Source organism: Pseudomonas sp. Ors-4-3C (assembly GCF_055755035.1).
Window position 1 is genome coordinate 2,932,524 of the sequence record NZ_CM146900.1, and the last position, 16,869, is coordinate 2,949,392.

Consider the following 16,869-nt stretch of genomic DNA (forward strand, 5'->3'; position numbering starts at 1 on the left):
AGACTTGCCGGGCTGCCAATGTCCCGTCAGTCGAACCGGAGGTGTCCCCCATGAGCAACAGCGAACCTGCAACTTTCAACGGCTGGGCCGCCACCGCCGCCCGCGCCCCGCTGGAACGCTACAGCTACGATCCCGGCCCCTTGGGCGAAGAGGACGTGGAAGTCGCGGTGGAATATTGCGGCGTCTGTCACTCCGATCAGTCGCTGATCGACAACGACTGGGGCATCAGCCGCTACCCGTTCGTGCCGGGTCACGAGGTGGTCGGCAAAATCGTGCGCATGGGCCCGCAAGTGCGCGGCCTCGAACTCGGCCAGCGCGTCGGCATCGGCTGGTACAAGGGCAGCTGCATGCATTGTTCGTCGTGCATCAGCGGCTCGCAGCAACTGTGCGGCACCGCCCAACCGACCATTATCGGCAGCAACGGCGGCTTTGCCGATCGCTTGCGTTCGCACTGGGCGTGGGCGATTCCGGTGCCGGCCAATCTTGATCCGGCGATGGTCGGCCCGTTGTTCTGCGCCGGTTCCACCGTGTTCAACCCGTTGCTGCAGTTCGGCGTCAAACCCACCGACCGGGTCGGCGTGGTCGGCATTGGTGGCCTCGGTCATCTGGCACTGCGGTTTCTCAACGCGTGGGGCTGCGAAGTCACTGCGTTTACCTCGTCCTTGAACAAACAGGATGAAGCCAGGCGTCTGGGCGCGCATAACGTGGTCGCCTCGACTGACAGCCACGCGCTGAAAGCGATTGCCGGCACCCTGGACTTCCTGCTGATCAGCGCCAACGCCGACCTCGACTGGACCGCGATGCTCGCCACCCTGCGCGGCAATGGGCGGCTGCATTTCGTCGGGATCGTGCCCAACGCGATTCCGGTGCATGTGTTCGACCTGATCCCCCAGCAGAAATCCCTGTCCGCTTCCCCGGTCGGCTCGCCCGGCACGATGGCGACCATGCTTGAATTCTGCGCCCGGCATCAGATTCTGCCGCAGGTCGAGATGTTTCCCATGAGCAAGGTCAACGAGGCCGTCGATCATCTGCGCAGTGGCAAGGCGCGCTATCGCGTGGTGCTGGACGCCAGTCAGTGACGATCCTGTGCGGCGCCTGCGAGGGCAGCCGCCGCACCTCCTGCCAAAACAGCCCCGAACGCTTACAATCGCCCGTCTAACCGCCCCCTCAGACAGGCGCTTCAAGAAATGCTGCTCGATCCACCAACGATGCTGACCATCTCGATCGCTCTCGCCGCCGCTGCCGCGCTGTATCTGGCGGTCGAGTGGCGCAGCATTCGTGAGCCTTCGCTGCTGTTCTGGAGTGCCGGTTTCGCCACGATTACCGTCGGTTCCACCCTGGCACTGCTACGCAGCAACGGCTTTCTGCTGGTCGGTATCTGGTTTGCCAACGGCTTGCTGGTGACCGCGCATTTCCTGTTTCTGCTCGGTGTGGCGCGCTTCACCCAGATTCGCCTGTCCCGCGCCTGGTACCTGATTTTCGTCTGCTGGCTGGTGATGCTGTTGCTGCCGGACGGGCCGCTGTGGTCGAAAGTCATGCTGGCGGCCAACTCGCTGCTGGTGGCCGCCTCGACGCTCAAGGCCAGTCTGCTGCTGCGCCCGCATGGCAAATCGCTGAGCGTCGGCGCGGTGCAATTGCGCTACGTGCTGCTGGGCCATGGGATGTTCTATGTGGCCAAGGCCCTGACCGTGATGATCCCGGGGACGCTGATCGACCTCGCCGCGTTCCGTGGCGTCATCATCCAGATCTCGCTGGTCGAGGGCGCGATGGCGATCATGCTGATCGCGCTGTCGATGACCGGCACCGAACGTTACCGGCGCGAAGAGCAGATCGCCCGATTGGCCGCCCGCGACCCGCTGACCGCCCTGTACAACCGGCGCGCGCTCGACGTGCGCGCGCCGCGCCTGCTGCAGGACGTCTCCCCGGCGCATCCCGGCGCCCTGCTGCTGATCGACATCGACAACTTCAAACTGGTCAACGACCAGTACGGTCACAGCGCCGGCGACCGTTTGCTCGTCGCCTTGAGCGAAATGATTCGCACCGAGACCACCGATGAGACATTGGCCGCGCGCTTGGGCGGTGACGAGTTCGTGATTTTGCTGAGCAACGCGCCCAGTGATCACATCGTCAGACTGGGCGACGCCCTGCGCGATCAGTTCCAGCGCAGCGCCGCCCAGACCTTCCCCACCGCCGAACCGGTGACGCTGAGCATCGGCGCCACCCTGTTCAACCAGCCGCCGGCCAGCCTCGCGGCACTGATCGAGCAAGGCGACGCCGCGCTCTACGAATCCAAGCGCGGCGGCCGCAACCGCCTGCGCCTGACCGGGCTTACCACTTCAGGATGACCAGACCGATGACCCGTTCCGAGACGCCCCTGCAAGACCTCGCCGCCCCCGAAGGCGTCTGCTACGGCTGCGGCGGCCGCAATCCCCATGGCCTGCACGTCAAAAGCTACTGGCACGAGGACGGTGTGCACGTCATGGCTGAACACCTGCCGGCCGACAAATACTGTGGCTGGCCGGACCTGGTGTACGGCGGCCTGCTGGCGATGCTGATCGACTGCCATTCCAACTGGACCGCCATGGCCTGGCACTACCGCCATGAACAACGTGAACCAGGCAGCCTGCCGCGCATCGACTGCGTGACCGGCAACCTCGGCATCAAATTCATCAAACCCACGCCGATGGGCGTCACCCTGACCTTGTGCGCCAGGGTCGAAGGCGAAGTCGGACGCAAGACACGGGTGATCTGCGAGGTGTACGCCGGGGAAGTGCTGACGGCGGTAGGTGATTCGGTGTTCGTGCGAGTCGACACCGGACAGTTAGCGGACGCGGCGCACGGCCGCTGACTCCGCACGCTCCCCTGTAGGAGCTGTCGAGTGCAACGAGGCTGCGATCTTTTGATTTTGACCTTGATGGAGGACGCCAAAAATCAACCTCAAAAGATCGCAGCCTTCGGCAGCTCCTACAGAACCGATACTTGAGCAAACCCGGCTAGGCGCGCCTACGCCAAAATCGACGAGGCTATAGCCGACCGCACTTCCAGGAGTCTCCACCCAGTGTCCGACCTGCCGACCCAGCGCGCCTACACCCGGCGCTTCAACGCCGTACTCGCCTATATCGACGCGCATCTCGAAGGCGACCTCTCGGTGAGTACGTTGAGTCAGCTGGCGAACTTTTCGGTGTTTCACTTCCATCGGCAATTCAGCGCGTTCGTTGGCGTGCCGGTGTCGCGCTATGTGCAACTGATGCGCTTGCGCCGGGCTGCGCATCGGCTGGCCGCGCAGCCGGAGCATTCGATACTGGATGTCGCGTCTGGCGCCGGTTTCGAAAGTCCGGAAGCTTTCAGCCGGGCGTTCCGGCGCGATTTCGGCCTGTCGCCGAGTGCCTTCAGGAAGCAACCGAACTGGCAGATCTGGAATGCGGTGTTTGCCATCCCTCATTTTTCCAGGAGCGTCATCATGCAAACCAGAATCGTCGATTTCCCGACCGTGCGCGTCGCTGCGCTTGAGCACTGCGGCGCACCGGGGGAGGTTCAGCAAAGCGTGCAGAAATTCATCGCCTGGCGCATGCACAGCGGACAGTCGCCCGTGGCGTCGAGTCGCACCTTCGGCATTCCCTACAACAACCCCGACACCACTGCGGCGCAGGATTTTCGCTTCGCCATCTGTGGCGAGATCGAAGAGCCGGTAGCACCCAATACGTTCGGCGTGGGGGAACTCGTCATTCCCGGTGGGCGTTGCGTGGTGGTGCGGCACGTCGGTTCGCCGGATCATATCGGCGAAACCATCTATCCGGTCTACCGTGACTGGTTGCCGGCCAGCGGTGAGGAATTGCGCGATCATCCGCTGTTTTTCCATTACCTGAGCGTGTATCCCGAGACCCCGCAGGAGCAATGGCAGACGGACATCTATGTGCCTTTGCAATCGTAAGATTCACTTACATGTTTTTCCGCTTGTGGTGCGTAATGACAACCCTTTATAAGAGCGGCTCACTCGCGAATTGAAGGATGTAAACATGAGCAATGCCTGGAACGAAGGGTATTTCACCGACGAGGGCTACACCTACTCGTATAGCCGGGAAATCAACCCGGTGTTCCAGCGTTATTGTTTGTTGTTGCGCGGTTTTGCCACCCTCGAAGACACCGGCGGTTACCACTGCGAACTGGGCTTCGGCCAGGGTGTTTCAATCAACATCCACGCCGCCGCCAACCCGGGCAACTACGTCGGCACCGACTTCACACCGTCCCAGGCCGCGCATGCCATTGCGCTGGCGAATGACTGGAACAGCCAGGCAAGACTGTATGACGACAGCTTCGAACAGTTGCTGGCCCGTAATGACCTGCCGGCCTTCGACAGCATCAGCCTGCATGGCATCTGGACCTGGGTCAGCCGTGACAACCAGAAACTGATCGTCGAATTCGCCCGGCGCCACCTCAAGCCAGGGGGCATGTTGTACGTCAGCTACAACTGCTTCCCGGGCTGGTCACCTTCGGCACCCTTGCGCAATCTGTTCAGCCTGCACAACCGCTTTGCCAGCCAGGCCTCGACCAGCCCGGCCAAGCGCATCGATGCCGCGATGCAGTTTTCCGAAGCGCTGTTGGCGGCCAATCCGAAGTACGCCAAAGCGGCGCCGGCCCTCGGTGCCCAGTTGCAGAGCATCAAGGGCCAGAATCGTCAGTACGTGGCCCATGAGTACTTCAACCGCAATTGGGACTGCATGTACTTCACTGACGTGGTCGACGCCATGACCGCAGCCAAACTCGACTACGCCACCACGGCCGTGCCGCTGGACACAGTGGCCCCGCTGAATTTGAGTGCAGAAGGCATGGACTTTCTGGAAGGTATCGAGCACCCGATCATGCGGGAACAGGCGCGCGACTACTTCATCAATCAGAATTTCCGCCGGGATCTGTACGTACGTGGCGCCAATCGGCTGTCTGCTGCCGAGCAGCGCGATGGCCTGCTGAGAACGCGTTTTGTCCTGCTGCAAGCGATTGAGAGCATTCCCGGCACGGTCACTGGTCCCGCCGGCGAGGCTGCGCTGCAAACAGAGATTTACAGCCCGGTGCTCGAAGCGCTCGCCGCCAGTGCTTACGCACCGAAAACCCTGCAGCAGTTGTCGATGGCCGTCGGCTCCGTGTCTTACGACGACCTGGTGCAGGCTGTCACCGTGCTGATCGGCATGGGCGTCGCCGCCCCGTGCCAGAGCGAAGCCGCCGAAAGGCAGGTGCAGGAACGTTGCGACACTCTCAACCTGCAACTGTGCAAACGCGCGCTGTTCAACAACAACATTCAGGTGCTGGCCAGCCCGGTCACCGGTGGTGGCGTACCGATCAGCCGCGTTCAGCAGTTGTTCCTGATTTCGATCAAGCAAGGCATGACACAACCGAGCGAGTGGGCGCAGTTGGCATGGGCCGTCATCGGTGATCAAGGCGAAGTGCTGCTCAAGGGTGACCAGCCGCTGCTCACGCCCGAAGAAAACCTGGCCGAGATGACCGAACAGGCGCGGGCATTTGCCCAGACTCCGCTGGATATTCTCATGGCGTTGAAAATTGCCTGATCCTTCCATGCGCGTCGGCTGACGTGCAGGCAAACCGTGCGACTGGCCGTGATCGAAAGCGGCCAGCCGCCTGCATTTACGGCGTTTAATGCCGTCTCCTGAAAAATCCACGCCGCTACTGTCACCCCGCTCCCCGGCAAAAAAAGCAAAATTGCCATGTGTTTCCATCGTTCCTTCTTGCGTCGCACTGTTCATTGCCCGTCCCTGTCTGTCTGGAGTTTCTCGATGCCGTCGCCCAAATCCCTGCCCTCTGCCCTGCTGGGCCTGGCCCTCGCCTGCCCGGTCATGGCCGAGGAACCCAAAGGCATGGAGTTGGGGCAGGTGCTGATTTCGGCTGAAGAACAAAGCGGCGCAGATGCCTCCGTGGCCGAGGCCGAAGCGCGTCTGGCGCAAGTGCCCGGCGGCAGCAACGTGGTCGACATGCGCCAACCATTGCAGGGTCGTGTGGCGAGCAATCAGGACGTGCTGGCATATCAGCCGGGGGTTTACGCGCAGTCGGCGGGCAACGAAGGGGTGAAGATTTCGATCCGTGGTTCGGGGATCAACCGGGCGCCGGGCGCGCACGCTTCGGGGTTGTACACGATGCTCGACGGTCTGCCGCTGACCGGCCCCGGCGGCACGCCCTACGAATTGCTCGAACCGCTGTGGCTCGACCATGTGGAGGTGCTGCGCGGCGCCAACGGCTTTGATCGCGGCGCCCTGGCGCTGGGCGGCGCCGTCGATTACGTCAGCCACACCGGTTACGACGCGCCGAAACTGCAGGTGCGCTATGCCACCGGCAGCCATGGTTATCAGCAGCGGCAAGTCAGCTCCGGGCAAGTGCTGGGCGACTTCGATTACTACGTGTCGCTGACCGACTCGAACGCCGACGGCTATCAGGATCACACCGCCAGCGAGAGCAAAGGCATGATCGCCAACTTCGGCTATCGCTTCAATCCGAACCTGGAAACCCGCTTCTATATCCGCTATCGCGAGACCGACAACGACCTCGCCGGCCGCGTGACCAAGCACTCGATCGAGCACGATCCACGGGCGGCCAACCCGGCTTATGTGTCGCGCGACGACAGCCGCAAACAACCGGGCAGCACCTTCATCGGCAACAAGACCACCTACTACATCGACGACGATTCGAGCATTCAGACCGGGCTGGTCTATCACGATTACCCGATGGACCTGCGCGAAGGCCCGAACCGTCTGAAAGTGGCCTACACCGATGTCAGCGGCACGTTCGACTACAAGCGCCGCGACACTTTGTTCGGCATGGAAAGCCGCAGCACCGTGGGCCTGCGCACCACCAAACACCTGCCCAACGACGGCGCCAGTGAATTCGTGCGCATCCCGTCCGGCAACACCGCCGCGTATGTGCCGGGCACACGCATGCGCAACTTCACCTATCAGGGTTCGGACACCGTGCTGCATGTGGGCAACGACCTGGAACTCGCCGACGACCTGTGGCTGACCACCGGCCTCGCCGCCATCTACACCCGCCGCGAAAGCGCCGTCACCTATCCGCAAAGCGGCGGCAAAACCAGCCTGAATGACTGGGATTACGCCCCGCGTCTGGGCCTGCGCTATCAGGTCACGCCGGATCTGCAACTGTTCGGCAACCTCAGCCGCTCAGTCGAGGCACCACACCCGTGGTCGCTGATCTACAGCTCGAACATCCGCTTCCCCGCCGGCAACGGTGCGGCGACCGGCACCCAGAGCGACCCGATCAAACTGCAAAACCAGACCGCAACCACCCTCGAACTCGGCGGTCGCGGCGACAGCGCACTCGGCCAGTGGAGCCTGGCGTGGTACTACGCGCAGGTGCGCCACGAATTGCTTTCGGTACTGCCGGACGCCAACGCCGTCACCCCGTATGAACTCAACGCCAGCCCCACCGTGCACCAAGGCGTGGAAGCCAGTCTGCAAAGCACGCTGTGGTCAGCCGCCGACGGACGTAAATTGAGCCTGCGCCAGGCCTACACCTTCAGCGATTTCCACTACCGCGACGACCAGCGCTTCGGCGACAACCGCCTGCCCGGCCTGCCGATGCACTACTACCAGGGCGAACTGCGCCACGACTGGCCGCAGGGTTTCTTCGCGGCGGTCAACACGCAACTGGTGTCCAAGGTCGCGGTGGATTACGCCAACAGCTACTACGCCGATCCCTACGCACTGTTCGGCGCCACTGTCGGCTACAACGCGCCGAAAAACGACTGGCAGACCTGGCTGGACCTGCGCAACCTGACCAACAAACACTACGCCGCGACGGTCACGCCGGGGTATGACGACAAGGGCCTGGATGCGGCGCGGTCTACGCCGGGTGAAGGGCTGGGGGTTTATGTCGGGGTGTCGTGGAGTTTGCTCTGACGGTTTGCATACTCGGCAACCCGCCGGGTTACTACTCCAACGTAGGCAAATGATTACGCAAAATATTCTCCAGCCCCGGCCGCGTATGTTTCTCCCAAGGGCAAACATCCTGCGCATCGCCTGTGTGCAGATACTCGCCGGAATCAAATGCCTGATAGATGTCAAAGGCTGGCTGGGGCATTTCTGCGTGCATCGACACATCAACGATGGGGTTGATAAGTGCATTCATCACTTCATCGCCAAACTCAAAATCACGCGTGTTTGACAGGAAATCTCTGGCTACGGCGATCGCGACTTGATTAAGCAGATCGCGACGCTCGACCTGCAGCCGCTCACAAAAGGGTTGCAGATCGATGTTCAAGCCTTCTTCAATCGCTTCCAGCATGACCAGATAAAGATCGGCTTCACTCAACGGCCTACTCATCAATCATTTTCCTGCTCTGTTCTTGATGCTCGCCCGGTTCACTCATAAAACTTGCCGGCCAGCAAAATGCTCGCACAGCGCTGCCATACGTTGGCCGAAGAGACATCTGCTGCCACCTGCCTGGAACTGTCGATCGCCCAGGCACCTGCGGCCTCAAAAAACGCATCCACAGATCCATTTTCCCAACCCAAGGCGTCCCGACCATAGGGTGACAGCGGTTCGTTCATTGTCCGCTCACGGGCGAAATCGGCACCCAGTGCCTGAATAAACGTAATGAACGATTGCTCGTCGTTCACGCGTTCCAGCAACTCATCAAGATCATCAGGCGCAGACATCGTGGCAAATTCCTGTTGGTGAATGGGTTTGCCCGGGATGCTGCTATGCATCGACCAGAGGGTCAACCCGTCCGTCAAAACGGCCCCTGCGTCATCACCCGCGTCTCGATGATGCTGCGCAGCGCAACGACCCGCTTCTGATACAGATCGGTCAAACAATCGAGCTTCGCGCCACAGGCCTTGCGGCTTTTGAGGAAGGCCTGTTGTTCGCCGATCAGAGCATCGCGCCCGCCCATCGGCAGCAGGCGTTTATCGAGGCTGAACAGCTCGCCCATGGTGACGTCCAGGTCGTTCAAGGCGCGGTTGGCGCAGACGGCTTTTTCGTCCATGGATTTGGCCTTGTCGCAGTCGAAACTGGCGGCTTGCGTCGAATTTGCAGCGATCAGCAGCGCACAGCCGAGGGCGGCTGCGGTCACCCGTGAAATTTCTCGAACTCCCGTCATGGCTTCGTATCCAACGTTGTAGGTCAATGGAGGTATGAAAAATGAAAAGCACCGACGATATCAAGCCTGCAACACCTCATAACGCGCCAGCGCTCGACTCCTCGGGCAAACCGGTGGATGTGGTGAACCGCGATCTGCAGGACAGCGACGACGACACCCGCGCCGTGGACGAGGTGATTACCCCCACCTCCACCCGCGTCATGGAACAGGACACCGAGGAACTCAAGCGTAAGACCGATGCGATCGAACGCAAGGTTGCCGACGGTAACTGACGCGACGCTCCCCCCTCCTTAAAGTGAATTTTCACCTTCCTGTCCCGGGTTTTCCTGCCCGGGACAACCCTCCCCCTGTCCTGCAAGCCGCGTTTTTACTGGCTTCGCCCCTTCTGCTTCAGCAATTTGTATTCACATCCCAGCTTAATAATATTTTACCGATACCCCCCTCCTGCCTAGTCTGACCGCAAGCAAAACGGACAAGCCTGAAGCGATCCGAATCCACTTGCCTTGCCAGGAAGGATGTAGAAATGACCACTGAAATAATAAAAACAGACACGCTTGTCGTGGGGGCCGGACAGGCCGGTGTGGCGATGAGCGAGCACCTGAGCAAACTCGGCGTGCCGCACCTGGTGCTTGAGCGCAGCCGCATCGCCGAACGCTGGCGCACCGGGCGCTGGGACTCGTTGGTGGCCAACGGTCCGGCGTGGCACGACCGCTTTCCGGGGCTGGAATTCGATGATGTCGATCCCGACGGTTTCGCCCATAAGGAGCGCGTAGCGGACTACTTCGAAGCCTATGCGAAGAAGTTCAACGCGCCGATCCGCACCGGCGTTGAAGTCAAAAGCGTGGTGCGCAATGTCGGGCGTCCGGGCTTCACCATTGAGACTTCCGAAGGAGTGATCGAGGCCAGCCGCGTCGTCGCGGCCACCGGCCCGTTCCAGCGCCCGGTGATCCCGCCGATTGCGCCGCAAGACCCGCGTCTGTTGCAGATCCACTCCGCCGACTATCGCAATCCGCAGCAACTGCCCGCAGGCGCAGTGCTGGTGGTTGGCGCCGGTTCGTCAGGCGTGCAGATCGCCGATGAACTGCAACGCTCCGGCAAGCAGGTGTACCTGTCGGTAGGTGCGCATGACCGTCCGCCGCGTGCCTATCGCAACCGTGATTTCTGCTGGTGGCTGGGGGTGCTCGGCGAGTGGGATCAGGCGGCGATGAAACCCGGTCGCGAGCACGTGACCATCGCGGTCAGCGGCGCGCATGGCGGGCGCACCATCGACTTCCGTGGTCTGGCCCATCGCGGCATGACCCTGGTCGGCGTGACCGAGTCGTTCAACAACGGCGTGGTGACCTTCAAGCAGGACCTGCGCGACAACCTCAAGCGCGGTGACGAGAACTATCTGGCGCTGCTGGATGCCGCCGATGCCTACATCGAGCGCAACGGTCTCGATCTGCCGGAAGAACCCGAAGCACGCGAAACCTACCCGGATCCCGAGTGCGTGAAAAATCCGCTGCTCGATCTGGATCTGGCCAAGGCCGGGATCACTTCGATCATCTGGGCCACCGGGTTCGCCGTGGATTATTCCTGGCTGCAGGTCGCCGCGTTTGACGACAAGGGCAAACCGCAGCATCAGCGTGGCGTGTCCAGCGAGCCGGGGGTGTATTTCCTTGGGCTGCCATGGCAGTCGCGGCGCGGTTCGTCGTTCATCTGGGGCGTGTGGCACGACGCCAAACACGTGGCCGACCACATCGCCACCCAGCGCAAATACCTCGACTACCAGGATGCCGAGCAGCGTGAAGCCGCCCTGCATGCGCAGATTCACAGCAAAGCCGTCGGCACCGTCGACGCTTGATTTCCCTTTTTCGCGGCGGTGCCCGGTGCGCCGCTGAACACCTAGTCTGGAGCTGTACATGAGCAAGCCAACCCACACCCGCATCCGTATGTTCAACACCAAGGACACCTACCCTAACCAGACCCTGGACAACGACCTGTGCCAGGCCGTGCGCGCCGGCAACACGGTGTACGTCCGAGGTCAGGTCGGCACCGATTTCGACGGTAATCTGGTGGGCCTCGGGGATCCGCGTGCGCAGGCCGAACAGGCAATGCGCAACGTCAAGCAACTGCTGGAAGAAGCCGGCAGCGACATGAGCCATATCGTCAAGACCACCACCTACCTGATCGATCCGCGCTACCGCGAGCCGGTGTATCAGGAAGTCGGCAAGTGGCTCAAAGGCGTGTTCCCGATCTCCACCGGGCTGGTGGTGTCGGCACTGGGGCAGCCGCAGTGGCTGATGGAGATTGATGTGGTGGCGGTGATTCCCGATTAACCCTGAAAACCGAGTCGCGACATTCGCGAGCAAGCTCGCTCCCACAGGGAAATACATGCCAACTGTGGGAGCGAGCTTGCTCGCGAAGAGGCCCGCAAGGACAACAAATTCCTCGAAAGGAGTTAGACCATGACCTTTTCAATCGCAGCCCGTTGCCCCGAAACCGGCCAGTTCGGTGTCGCCATCAGTTCCTCCAGCATCGCCGTCGGCGCGCGTTGTCCGTGGCTGCTGCCGGGTGTCGGCGCGGTGTCGAGCCAGAACATCACCCTGCCGTCCCTCGGCCCGGAAGTCCTTGCATTGATGGAGCAAGGCCACGCGCCCGACGCTGCGCTGGACCAGGTGCTGACTCGCAACGGCTACAGCCAATACCGGCAGATCACCGCGATCAACCACCTCGGCCAGACCGCGCATTTCAGCGGCGCGCAGACCCTCGGCGTGCACAACGCGGTCTCCGGCGAACAATGCGTGGCCGCCGGCAACATGCTCGCCGGGCGCTCGGTAATCGAAGCGATGGTCAGTGCCTTTGAGGACGGCGAAGGCCAGTTGGCCGACCGCTTGCTCAAGGCCTTGCACGCCGCACAAGCCCTCGGTGGCGAAGCCGGGCCGGTGCATTCGGCGGCTGTGGTGGTGGTCGGCGAACAGACGTGGCCGATCGTCAATTTGCGAGTCGACTGGGCAGACGCAGACCCGATCGGCCAGTTGCAGAAACTCTGGGACGCCTATCAGCCGCAGCTGCAGGACTACATTGATCGTGCCCTCGACCCGGCCAAAGCGCCGGGCTATGGCGTTGCCGGTGATGATCGATGAACAGCGTCGCGTTGCTCAAGACGCTGGTGGGCTTCGACACCACCAGCCGCGAATCCAACCTGCAGTTGATCGAGTTCGTGCGTGACTACCTCGCTGGCTTCGGCGTGCCGTGCGAGCTGATCTACAACGCCGAGCGCAGCAAGGCCAATCTGTTCGCGACGATTGGCCCGGCCGAGCAACCGGGCATCGTGCTCTCCGGACACACTGATGTGGTGCCAGTCGACGGCCAACCGTGGACGGTGGCGCCGTTCGAACTCAGCGAGCGTGACGGCAAGCTGTTCGGCCGTGGCACCGCCGACATGAAGGGCTACATCGCCTGCGTGTTGGCCTCGGTGCCGGCGCTGGTCGCTGCAGACCTGCGCATGCCGGTGCACATCGCCCTGTCCTATGACGAAGAAGTCGGCTGCCTCGGCGTGCGCTCGTTGCTCGCCGAGCTGCAGCAGCGCCCGGTCAAACCGCTGCTGTGCATCATCGGCGAGCCCACCGAACTGAAACCGGTGCTCGGCCACAAAGGCAAACTGGCGATGCGCTGCGACGTGCATGGTCATCCGTGCCATTCGGCCTACGCACCGCTGGGAGTAAACGCCATCGAATACGCCGCCGAGCTGATCGGCGAGCTGGGGCGTATCGGCCAGCAACTGAAAGCGCCCGAGCATCACGACGCGCGCTTCGATCCGCCCTACAGCACGGTGCAGACCGGGTTGATCAGCGGCGGCAAGGCCTTGAACATCGTGCCTGCCGATTGCCGCTTCGACTTCGAAATCCGCGCCCTGCCCTCGCAGGATCCAACCCAGGTCGCACAACAGTTGCAGGCCTACGCCGAGCAGCAAGTGCTGCCGCGCATGCGTGCGGTCAGCGAGCACAGCGCGATTCGTTTCAGTGAATTGTCGGCCTATCCGGGCCTGGCCACCGATGCGCAGAGTCAGGCGGCCGAGCTGATTGCGGCGTTCTGCGGTTCACGGGAATTCGGCACCGTGGCGTTCGGCACCGAGGGCGGGCTGTTCGATGCGGTGGGTATTCCCACGGTGGTCTGCGGCCCCGGCAGCATGGATCAGGGGCACAAACCGGACGAGTTTGTCAGTCGTGCGCAACTCGATGCCTGCGATGCAATGCTGCAGCGGATGCTGACCTCGATCCGCGCTTGAAACACGGCTCGACGCACGCTCAGGCGTAGAGTCGAGCCAACTCCTCACGGCAATGATCGACGAACAACTGCACCGGTTTGGTCAGTTGCACCCGACGCAGCCAGGCTGCCGACAAGCCCGAACCGGTCACGGTTTCCGCCAGCGGCACGCACACCACTTTCTGCCCGTCGTAGGTGTATTCGCCGAACGGCCGGGTCACCAGAATCGAAAAGCCGAAACCGCGCCCGACCATGCCGCGCACCATCTCGATCGACGGCGAGCTGAAGACGATGTGCGGGGTCAGTCCGCGCTCCTCGAAAATGCTCACGAAATAGGTGCGGCTGGGCACCACGTCGAGCAGGATCATCGGCTCCAGCACCAGATCGTGCAGCGAGACTTTCGCCTGTTGCGCAAAGCGGTGGTCGGCCGGCAGCAACGCATAGGGCTGCTGCGGCGGCATCAGCGGCGTGGTGTCGATGGTGGTGTCGAGGTCGTGCTCGAACAGCATCGCGACATCGATGCTGCCGGCGGTCAGCGCCTGCACCAATTCCTGTTGTTCGCCATCGCGAATACGGATTTCCACGCCCGGCCAGCGCTGCTTGAAACCGGCGATCAGGCGCGGCAGGTACAGCGGCGCCACCGTTTCGAAACAGCCGATATCGATCTGCCCGGCGACCACGTCGTTGTCGGCCAGCGCGTTCTGCTCGAACTCATGCGCCACCCGCAGCAACTCCAGCGCCTTGCGATAAAACCGCGAACCACTGGGCGTCAGCGACACGCCCTGGGCGTGATGGCGGATGAACAGCTGCACGCCGAAGCTTTCTTCCAGATGCTTGATCGCGGTGGAGACCGACGGCTGGGCGATGTAGAGCTTGCGCGAGGCTTCGGCGACGCTGCCGCAATCGGCGGTGGTGACGAAGTATTTGAGCTGGCGCAGGTTGTAGGCGGCCATATAAAACCTCTGCAAGTAAGACGACGCTTTTGTGGTGAGGGAGCTTGCTCCCGCTTGAGTGCGCAGCACTCACAACATCAGCGGGCGTGGCGCAGTTTTGGGGGCCGCTGCGCAGCCCAGCGGGAGCAAGCTCCCTCGCCACAGGAAAGGGTTCGCCTCTGAAAGTTTTTGTTGTTGATCACGGTTGAACATACCGGACAGCCCCCAAACCCGGGGCATATATTTTTTAAGGTCTGAAGCAACAAACTTACTAATTTATCTATCCCGGGCCTTTGCACATGATCGCTTCAACAAGAAATGCGCCGTCCGTGTCGGCGCTTACCGAAGTACGTCCACGTACTCATCCTTGCCTTGGAGTTCGTCATGTCCACCTCTGCAACAACGTCCGCGCCGCTCATTGAAAAACACACGATAGGATACGTGCCCCCCGAAGATCGCCACGGAAAGGTCAGGGATCTGTTCACGCTGTGGTTCGGCGGCAACATCGCGCCGTTGCCCATCGTCACCGGCGCGCTGGGCGTGCAGTTGTTCCACTTGAATCTGGTCTGGGGCATCGTCGCGATTCTGGTCGGCCATCTGGTCGGCGGCGTGCTGATGGCGCTGCACTCGGCGCAAGGCCCGCAGATGGGCATTCCGCAGATGATCCAGAGCCGCGCGCAGTTCGGCTCGCTGGGCGCATTGCTGGTGGTGCTGATTGCCGGGGTCATGTACATCGGCTTTTTCGCCTCCAACATCGTGCTGGCCGGCAAGTCGCTACACGGCGTGGTCGACAGCGTGCCGGTGCCGGTCGGCATCGTCATCGGCGCGTTCGGTTCGGGGATCATCGGCATCATCGGCTACCGCTTCATTCACGTGCTCAACCGCATCGGCACCTGGGTGCTGGGGATCGGCATCGTCGTCGGTTTCGGCTACATCTTCACCCATATACAAACCGATGACTTCCTCACCCGCGGCAGCTTCAACCTCTCCGGCTGGCTCGCCACCGTGTCGCTCGCTGCACTGTGGCAGATCGCGTTTGCGCCTTACGTGTCCGACTATTCGCGTTATTTGCCGGCCGATGTAAAAGTCTCGTCGACGTTCTGGACGACGTATCTGGGGTCGGCACTGGGCTCGAGTTTGGCGTTCATTTTCGGTGCCGTCGCCGTGCTGGCGACACCCGTGGGCATGGACACCATGGATGCGGTCAAGCTCGCCACTGGCTCGATCGGGCCGCTGATGCTGGTGCTGTTCCTGCTCAGCGTGATCAGCCACAACGCCCTCAACCTGTACGGCGCCGTGCTGTCGCTGATCACCCTGGTGCAGACCTTCGCCTACCGCTGGATCCCCACCGCGAAAAGCCGTGCGGTGATCTCGGTAATCGTCCTGCTGGCCTGCTGCTTCGCCGCCGTCGGCGCCTCGAAGGACTTCATCGGCCACTTCGTCGACATGGTGCTGGTGCTGCTGGTGGTGTTGGTGCCGTGGACCGCGATCAACCTGATCGACTTCTACGCCATTCACAAAGGCAAGTACGACATCCAGTCGATCTTCCAGGTCGACGGCGGCATCTACGGACGCTACAACCCGCAGGCGCTGCTGGCCTACGCGATCGGCATCGCGGTGCAGATCCCGTTCATGAACACCCCGTTGTATGTCGGCCCGGTCTCGGCGCACATCAACGGCGCGGACCTGTCTTGGCTGGTCGGGCTGCTGGTGACTTCGCCGCTGTACTTCTGGCTGGCCAACCGTGACAGCGCTTATCGGCGGCGGATGATGGGCGGGAAACTGGTGGGCAGTCTCTGAGATTGATTCGATGTAAAAAGAAGGCCCGCCATGCGCGGGCCTTCTGCGTTGTCGTGTGGTATTTCTTGATACCCCACGACAGGCACCCACGAGGCAGGGAAAACTCATGCTGCGAATACTGGGCAAGGCCACATCGATCAACGTACGCAAAGTGCTATGGACCTGCGCCGAACTGCAGATCCCGTTCGAGCGTGAGGATTGGGGCTCGGGCTTCAAACCCACCGACACCCCGGAGTTCCTCGCCCTCAACCCTTGCGCCATGGTGCCGGTAATTCAGGACGGCGATTTCACTCTGTGGGAATCCAATACGATCATTCGTTATCTGGCGGGCACCTATGCTGGCGCTGACCTCTACCCCGCCGAGCCGCGAACCCGCGCGCGCGTCGATCAGTGGATCGACTGGCAGGCGTCGGAGCTGAACCGGTCGTGGTCGTATGCGTTCATGTCGCTGGTGCGCCAGTCAGCGGATTATCAGGACAGCGCCGCTCTGGCCAAGGGCATCGAGCAATGGTCGAAGACCATGGGCATCCTCGATCAGCAGTTGCAGAAAACGGGCGCCTACGTCAGTGGCGAGCAGTTTTCCCTCGCCGATATCCCCATTGGGCTGTCAGTCAACCGCTGGTTCGAAACGCCGCTCGCGCATCCGGACTATCCCGCCGTCAGCGCGTATTACCAGCGTCTGAGCCAACGCGAAGGCTTTCGCCTGCACGGCAGAAACGGTACGCCATAACGAAAAAACCTCTGGTTCTCGATCCCGGAACCAGAGGTTTT

At 61.9% G+C, this 16,869-nt stretch carries 17 protein-coding genes; 13 read left to right on the forward strand and 4 right to left on the reverse strand.

Annotated elements, in window-relative coordinates:
* Positions 1–50 precede the first annotated feature (50 nt).
* The 6 genes from ahr (at position 51) to ACVHNU_RS12985 (ending at position 7,916) form a co-directional block, all read left to right on the forward strand.
* Complete coding sequence (gene ahr, locus ACVHNU_RS12960; RefSeq protein ID WP_473019922.1) at positions 51–1,079, forward strand: NADPH-dependent aldehyde reductase Ahr; 1,029 nt, start codon at positions 51–53, stop codon at positions 1,077–1,079.
* A 108-nt stretch (positions 1,080–1,187) separates the two neighbouring features.
* On the forward strand, positions 1,188–2,345 hold the full coding sequence (locus ACVHNU_RS12965) for a GGDEF domain-containing protein (RefSeq protein WP_473019923.1): 1,158 nt from the start codon (positions 1,188–1,190) through the stop codon (positions 2,343–2,345).
* Between the two features lie 8 nt (positions 2,346–2,353).
* Positions 2,354–2,848: a PaaI family thioesterase gene (locus tag ACVHNU_RS12970; RefSeq protein WP_473019924.1), complete on the forward strand. Its 495-nt coding sequence runs from the start codon at positions 2,354–2,356 to the stop codon at positions 2,846–2,848.
* A 210-nt stretch (positions 2,849–3,058) separates the two neighbouring features.
* Positions 3,059–3,931: an AraC family transcriptional regulator gene (locus tag ACVHNU_RS12975; RefSeq protein ID WP_226500241.1), complete on the forward strand. Its 873-nt coding sequence runs from the start codon at positions 3,059–3,061 to the stop codon at positions 3,929–3,931.
* A gap of 85 nt (positions 3,932–4,016) precedes the next feature.
* A complete protein-coding gene (locus ACVHNU_RS12980; RefSeq protein WP_473019925.1) occupies positions 4,017–5,561 on the forward strand; it encodes a methyltransferase regulatory domain-containing protein in 1,545 nt (514 codons plus the stop codon).
* A gap of 225 nt (positions 5,562–5,786) precedes the next feature.
* A complete protein-coding gene (locus ACVHNU_RS12985) occupies positions 5,787–7,916 on the forward strand; it encodes a TonB-dependent receptor family protein (RefSeq protein ID WP_473019926.1) in 2,130 nt (709 codons plus the stop codon).
* A 31-nt stretch (positions 7,917–7,947) separates the two neighbouring features.
* On the opposite strand, the gene ACVHNU_RS12990 is transcribed toward ACVHNU_RS12985, so the two are convergent.
* From ACVHNU_RS12990 to ACVHNU_RS13000, 3 genes are all read right to left on the reverse strand, one after another.
* A complete protein-coding gene (locus ACVHNU_RS12990) occupies positions 7,948–8,340 on the reverse strand; it encodes a hypothetical protein (protein WP_473019927.1) in 393 nt (130 codons plus the stop codon).
* Positions 8,341–8,378: 38 nt separating this feature from the next.
* Positions 8,379–8,675: a DUF7660 family protein gene (locus ACVHNU_RS12995; protein ID WP_139054758.1), complete on the reverse strand. Its 297-nt coding sequence runs from the start codon at positions 8,673–8,675 to the stop codon at positions 8,379–8,381.
* A 74-nt stretch (positions 8,676–8,749) separates the two neighbouring features.
* On the reverse strand, positions 8,750–9,118 hold the full coding sequence (locus tag ACVHNU_RS13000) for a lysozyme inhibitor LprI family protein (protein WP_003225866.1): 369 nt from the start codon (positions 9,116–9,118) through the stop codon (positions 8,750–8,752).
* Between the two features lie 41 nt (positions 9,119–9,159).
* Between ACVHNU_RS13000 and ACVHNU_RS13005 the strand changes: the two genes are divergently transcribed.
* The 5 genes from ACVHNU_RS13005 (at position 9,160) to argE (ending at position 13,388) form a co-directional block, all read left to right on the forward strand.
* A complete protein-coding gene (locus tag ACVHNU_RS13005; protein WP_473019928.1) occupies positions 9,160–9,390 on the forward strand; it encodes a hypothetical protein in 231 nt (76 codons plus the stop codon).
* Between the two features lie 251 nt (positions 9,391–9,641).
* Positions 9,642–10,961, forward strand: a complete 1,320-nt coding sequence (locus ACVHNU_RS13010; protein WP_473019929.1) for a flavin-containing monooxygenase — start codon at positions 9,642–9,644, stop codon at positions 10,959–10,961.
* Between the two features lie 58 nt (positions 10,962–11,019).
* Positions 11,020–11,436, forward strand: a complete 417-nt coding sequence (locus tag ACVHNU_RS13015; protein ID WP_095136459.1) for a RidA family protein — start codon at positions 11,020–11,022, stop codon at positions 11,434–11,436.
* 129 nt (positions 11,437–11,565) lie between these two features.
* Entirely contained in the window at positions 11,566–12,243 is a 678-nt protein-coding gene (locus ACVHNU_RS13020; RefSeq protein ID WP_400495776.1) for a DUF1028 domain-containing protein, read from the forward strand.
* On the forward strand, positions 12,240–13,388 hold the full coding sequence (argE, locus tag ACVHNU_RS13025; RefSeq protein WP_473019930.1) for an acetylornithine deacetylase: 1,149 nt from the start codon (positions 12,240–12,242) through the stop codon (positions 13,386–13,388). Before ACVHNU_RS13020 ends, argE begins: the two co-directional genes overlap by 4 nt.
* Before the next feature lie 19 nt (positions 13,389–13,407).
* On the opposite strand, the gene ACVHNU_RS13030 is transcribed toward argE, so the two are convergent.
* Positions 13,408–14,319: a LysR family transcriptional regulator gene (locus tag ACVHNU_RS13030; RefSeq protein ID WP_400505508.1), complete on the reverse strand. Its 912-nt coding sequence runs from the start codon at positions 14,317–14,319 to the stop codon at positions 13,408–13,410.
* 363 nt (positions 14,320–14,682) lie between these two features.
* On the opposite strand from ACVHNU_RS13030, the gene ACVHNU_RS13035 reads away from it, so the two are divergent.
* Together ACVHNU_RS13035 and ACVHNU_RS13040 are read left to right on the forward strand one after the other, a co-directional pair.
* Complete coding sequence (locus ACVHNU_RS13035) at positions 14,683–16,098, forward strand: purine-cytosine permease family protein (RefSeq protein ID WP_003225872.1); 1,416 nt, start codon at positions 14,683–14,685, stop codon at positions 16,096–16,098.
* A gap of 106 nt (positions 16,099–16,204) precedes the next feature.
* Positions 16,205–16,828 carry a glutathione S-transferase family protein gene (locus ACVHNU_RS13040; protein ID WP_473019931.1) on the forward strand — a complete coding sequence of 208 codons (624 nt, stop codon included), beginning with the start codon at positions 16,205–16,207 and terminating at the stop codon, positions 16,826–16,828.
* Positions 16,829–16,869 lie beyond the last annotated feature (41 nt).